The organism is Thiohalobacter sp. (assembly GCF_027000115.1).
GTDB lineage: Bacteria > Pseudomonadota > Gammaproteobacteria > Thiohalobacterales > Thiohalobacteraceae > JALTON01.
In genome coordinates this window covers 1-3701 of record NZ_JALTON010000043.1, presented here as the reverse complement: position 1 = coordinate 3701, position 3701 = coordinate 1, and the positions used below count along the sequence as shown (strand labels likewise).

Annotated in this window: 5 protein-coding genes; 3 read left to right on the top strand and 2 right to left on the bottom strand. The window is 65.7% G+C overall.

All coding sequences use genetic code 11. From position 1 onward, the window contains the following. Positions 1 to 292 (bottom strand): LysR family transcriptional regulator (locus MVF76_RS07855; RefSeq protein WP_297528256.1); only part of this gene is annotated, 292 nt, incomplete at its 3' end. Between the two features lie 144 nt (positions 293 to 436). Between MVF76_RS07855 and MVF76_RS07850 the strand changes: the two genes are divergently transcribed. From MVF76_RS07850 to MVF76_RS07840, 3 genes are read left to right on the top strand one after another with little or no spacing between them, the layout of a single operon-like run. Further along, positions 437 to 631: a hypothetical protein gene (locus MVF76_RS07850; RefSeq protein ID WP_297528255.1), complete on the top strand. Its 195-nt coding sequence runs from the start codon at positions 437 to 439 to the stop codon at positions 629 to 631. A 19-nt stretch (positions 632 to 650) separates the two neighbouring features. Beyond that, positions 651 to 1694, top strand: coding sequence for an alkene reductase (locus MVF76_RS07845; protein WP_297528254.1), 1044 nt, complete (start codon positions 651 to 653; stop codon positions 1692 to 1694). Continuing rightward, positions 1691 to 2545: a class I SAM-dependent methyltransferase gene (locus MVF76_RS07840; protein ID WP_297528253.1), complete on the top strand. Its 855-nt coding sequence runs from the start codon at positions 1691 to 1693 to the stop codon at positions 2543 to 2545. The genes MVF76_RS07845 and MVF76_RS07840 overlap by 4 nt, the downstream gene beginning before the upstream one ends. A 156-nt stretch (positions 2546 to 2701) precedes the next feature. Here the strand turns inward: MVF76_RS07840 and MVF76_RS07835 are convergent, their stop codons facing one another. Next, the gene (locus MVF76_RS07835; protein ID WP_297528252.1) at positions 2702 to 3457 is read right to left on the bottom strand and encodes a hypothetical protein; all 756 of its coding nucleotides are present in this window, start codon (positions 3455 to 3457) and stop codon (positions 2702 to 2704) included. Positions 3458 to 3701: the final 244 nt, after the last annotated feature.

Below are 3701 nucleotides of genomic sequence, written 5' to 3'. Positions count from 1 at the left end.
CCGCCACCTTCAGCGTGCCCACCGGCTGATCCCGCAGCTGGCGGATGCGTTGCTCCGCCGTCTCGGCCTCGGCCAGGATGCTGGCGCAGCTTTCATAGTAGATTCTGCCCGCCTCGGTGAGGCTGAGGCGGCGCGTGGTGCGGTTCAGCAGGCGCACGCCGAAGGATTTCTCCAGCAGCGCGACATGCCGGCTGACGGCCGAACGCGCAATGCCCAGCCGGCGTGCGGCACCCGAGAAACTGCCGGCCTCGACCACGTGGGCGAAGGCGATCATGCGTCGCAGGTTGTCCACGGCGGCCCGCTCATTGGTAACAAAACAGATACCAATAATATCCAGATATTATCCATTGTTATGGATTATAGCCCATTCTATGCTTTCCACCGACCTGCTGATCGACCGGCAGGACTCCAGATCAGCGCAGCAGGAGGACGACTCATGACCAAGGCAAGCAAAGCGATGCGGTTTTTCTTCTTCAATGCCGCGACCCTTATTCTGATCGGCATCTGGCTGACCGGCTTCGACAAGGTGCACTGGTTCCTGTACGTGGTGCCCACCTTCTTCCTGTTCGCCGCCGCCGTCGGCATCTGTCCCGGGCTGATCATGGCCCAGAAGATCTTCGGCAAGGACTGAACGGAGGCGGACGGCGGCCATGGACAGCCAGCGACTGTTCTCGCACTACAGCCTCCCCGGCGGGCTGACGCTCAAGAACCGTATCGTCATGGCCCCCATGACACGGTGTTTCGCCGCCGACGGCCTGGTGCCGACGGAAGGTGCGCAGGCGTATTACGGCGCCCGGGCGGACGCCGGCCTGATCGTCACCGAGGCGACGCTCGTCGATCCCCGTGCCCAGGGCTACCCGCGCACGCCGGGGATCTTCGCCGCAAGCCAGGTGGACGCCTGGCACCGGATCACGGACGTGGTACATGCCAGGGACGGCCTCATTTTCTGCCAGCTCTGGCATACCGGGCGCATGGCCCACAGCCATTACACCGGCTGCCAGCCGGTGGCGCCCAGCGCGGTGGCGCTCGACGGCCCCCTGCCCCGGGCGCCGGACCTGCGCTACGAGACACCCCGCGAGCTGACGACCGGCGAAATCGCGGAGCTGGCGGATCGCTTTGCCGACGCCGCCCGCAATGCGCTGCGGGCAGGTTTCGACGGCGTGGAGATCCACGGCGCCAACGGCTATCTCATCGACCAGTTCCTGCACCAGCAGACCAACCGGCGCGAGGACGACTACGGCGGCAGCCCGCAAAACCGGGCCCGCTTCCCGCTGCAGGTGGTCGATGCCGTGGCCGCGGCCGTGGGGTCGCAGCGCACCGCCATTCGCTTGTCGCCCCAGGCCTATGTCAACCTCGACCACACGCCGGGCGACGAGGCCGCCTTCGACTGGCTGCTGCCCGAACTCGGCCGCAGGCAGCTCGCCTATGTGCACGTCGCCGCCTTCGATGCCGACCAGCGCTACGATTACCTCGGCGGCCGGCCGGTGGACTATGTGCGTCATCGCTACCCGGGCACGGTGGTCGGCTGCGGCGGCTTCACGCCCGCACGCGCCGAGGCGGAGCTGGCACAAAACCGTATGGACCTGGTCGCCTTCGGCCGCAGTTTCATCGCCAACCCGGACCTGGTGGCCAGGGCGCACGCCGACGAGGCGCTGGCGCCCTACGACGAATCAATGCTGGGCAGCCTGGCATGAACCGTCCGGCACGGCAGGCGCGGGACATCGAGCGCGATGTCGCGCGCCACTACGGCGGCACGGACATGGCCGCCAGCATCCTCGACGCCCTGGCGGCGGCGGGCGTCGACCGCGCCACGCTGCAGCCGTCGGATCTCGCCCCCTTCGAGGAACTGCACATCGGCGGGCGCGAGGCCACCGAGCACCTGGTCGGCAAGCTGGATCTGGAACCCGGTCACCAGGTGCTGGACGTCGGCTGCGGCATCGGCGGCGCCGTGCGCTACATCGCCGCCCACTGCGGCTGCCGCGTGGTCGGGCTCGATCTCACGCCCGAGTTCATCCGCGCCGCCGACACCCTGACCGCCGCGGTCGGGCTCGACCACCGGGTGCGCTTCGACGTCGGCAGTGCGCTGGACATGCCCTACGCCGATGCGCAGTTCGACGCCGTGGTCAGCCTGCACGTCGCCATGAACATCGCCGACCGCGCCGCCCTGTACCGGGAAATGGCCCGCGTGCTCAAGCCGGGCCGGCCGCTGGCCCTCTACGATGTCATGAAGAAGGGCAGCGGTGAGCTGCTGTTCCCCGTGCCCTGGGCGGAGTCGCCCGCCACCAGCCACCTGGTGACGCCGGTCGAAATGCACGCGCTGCTGGCCGACGCCGGCCTGCGCATCGTCGAGAGCGAAGACCACACACCGCTGGCCATCCGCTTCTTCCGCAAGGTGATGGAACAGGCCCCGCAGCAGCCCGGCGCCTTTTCCGCGCCGCGGCTGGCCATGCGCCGCAGCGACGAGAAGCTGCGCAACACTCTCGCCAACATCGAGCAGGGTCGTATCGGGCCCGTGATGATGCTTGCCACCCGCCTGCCTGATTAAGAGTATGACCCTGCCCACCCTCCAGGTCGTGGCCCAAAGATATGGTCGATTTGGTCTATGCTGGGTTGCCCCTTGAATATTCTGGACACACATTTGGTCGTAGAGTGAGAACGACAAGAGGTGTCCATGAGCAAGAAGTCATCGGCCAAGCGATGGTCACCGAAGCTTACGCCGGCCCAGAGCAACAACGGCGGGTAACGTGCTGGCGAACAGCCAGAGTGCCGGCGGCAGCGGCACCACAGCACTGGAGACGGCGATCTGCAGGTTTGTGACCTCACCGTAGCCGTAGCCACTTGCGGCGGCACCGGGATGAAATACCTCGGCCTCGGTCTCGATAATCAGGTCGAACGTGTACGTATGGCCAGCGATTGTGGACACACTCTGGAAGAAGCTGCCGCTGTCCTGGGCCATTCCATCGGTGGAGTAGTTGAAGGCCTCCTGGGTGAACTGGATGGGCCGCGAGAAGTCCGTAAGGTCCTTGAGCTCGACGTTGATCCAGGCCGAGCCGTAGCCGCCATCGCCCTGCGGGTTGACCAGGTAGGCCCAGTCGAAGCTGACCTCGAGCGTCTCGCCAGTGGAGAGGAACCGGTTGGCCGTGTTCGTGAATGCGCCGGCATCATTCAGAGTGTAGAGCACTCCATTCGGTGAAGCGCTGTCGGCAACGATGCTCGACTCCGAGTAGAGGCTGGCCGCATCCGGGATCCATGCATGTGCGTTACCATGAAACGGCGTGATGGAGTCCTCGATCACCTGGGTGTCGAGGGGCCGCGCCGGGTTGTCAGTCAGATTGTGGGTGACTGTCGGGTTGACGCCATCGGTACCGGACATCATGACGGAGGTATAGTATTCAAGTGTGACGGTGCTGGCCTGCGACGCGGCCGGGGACAGCGCGAACACCCAGACCGCCAGCATGCCGAGTACAGGGATGGGCGAGCGAGTGCGCGTTCTGGCTGGCGATACTTCTGTCGCCGGGCCGTGCGTGCGGGAGTTTGGTACTTGGTACGCAAAAAGTGGTCCCTTGTGCGTTTTCTGGAGTTACCCCGCTTCAGTGGACAGTTCCACATTTGGGGCCTGAGCCCCGCCCTTGTGCTGGGTATGCTGCCGCTCGAAGTTGATCGGCGACAGATAGCCCAGCGCTGAATGCCGACGATGCGGA